This is a genomic window from Geomonas sp. (assembly GCF_056994735.1).
The window spans coordinates 1-1,285 of sequence record NZ_JBXKJL010000231.1 but is presented as its reverse complement, the minus strand read 5'-3'; the positions used below and the strand labels follow the sequence as shown (position 1 = coordinate 1,285).

Below are 1,285 nucleotides of genomic sequence, written 5' to 3'. Positions count from 1 at the left end.
AAGCTTGGGCATGGAGGTACCGAGTATGTTGCCACCCTGCTGGGCTGCGATCCCAAGACCATCCGCCAAGGCCAACAGGATCTGGATCACCTCCCCGACGAGCTTGGCAAGCGGGTCCGTAAAAAAGGGGCGGACGCAAGCCGTGCCTAGGCACCATCCCGCAGTTGGAGGAAAACTTCCTGCGGGTGCTCCAGGACCGCACGGCGGGCGACCCGATGCGGCAGGAGGTCCGGTGGACCGACCTGACCTACGAGCAGATCGCCGAGCACCTGGCCGAGGCGGGCACGCCGGTCAGCGTGCCCGTGGTCAAGCAACTGCTTCGCACGCACGGCTACGTCACCCGTAAGGCCCAGAAATCCAAGGCGATGGGCGGGCATCCCGACCGCGATCAGCAGTTCGAGAACATCGCCCGACTCAAGCGGGAGTACCTGGAGTCGGATAACCCGATCGTGAGCATGGACACCAAGAAGAAGGAGCTGATCGGCAACTTCTACCGGGAGGGGCACCTGCTGACGCAGGGGGTTATCGAGACGTTCGACCACGACTTCCCCAGCTTCGCCTCGGGCGTGATCATCCCGCACGGGTTCTACGACGTGAAGCGGAATGACGGTCATGTGAACCTGGGCACCAGCCACGACACCGGCGAGTTTGCCTGCGACAGCATCGAGCGGTGGTGGGAGAGTCAGGGCCAGGCGTTATATCCTCGAGCGAGTTCGATCCTGCTGCTGTGCGACGGCGGCGGCAGCAACAGCGCCCGCCAGTACCTCTTCAAGGAGGACCTGCAACGGCTGGTCGATCGGCTCGGGATCGAGATCCGGGTGGCGCATTACCCGCCGTACACGTCGAAGTACAACCCGATCGAGCACCGGCTGTTCCCGCACCTGAGCCGAGCGTGCCAGGGTGTGATCTTCGAGAGCGTGGAGTTGGTGAAGGAGTTGATGGAGAAGGCGAAGACGAGCACGGGGCTTCGGGTGACGGTGGACATCCTGGACAAGGTATACCAAACGGGGCGGAAGTATGCGGCGGGGTTCAAGGAGGGCATGAAGATCGTGTTCGACGAGATCCTTCCGAAGTGGAATTACAGAGCGGTTCCGAGCGGATCATGACTTCGGGAAGTTATTGAATCGGCGATCCTTAAGCCATGGGCGCTACGTTTTCTGACCGCCCGCCGGTCACCGCCCCGCGCTACGTTTTCTGACCGCCGTTCACAGTGCTCGTCAAGCAGCGTCTTTGTGGCTCCGGGATGGAGTGGAAGGAGGCTGGAGCGGCGGCGGTGTTGAGTGTG

Annotated in this window: 1 pseudogene; it reads left to right on the top strand. The window is 62.4% G+C overall.

The features are described from left to right. Positions 1-134: 134 nt before the first annotated feature. Positions 135-1,106 (top strand): annotated as a pseudogene (locus AC11W3_RS09950) (ISAzo13 family transposase); the annotation flags it as partial. Positions 1,107-1,285 lie beyond the last annotated feature (179 nt).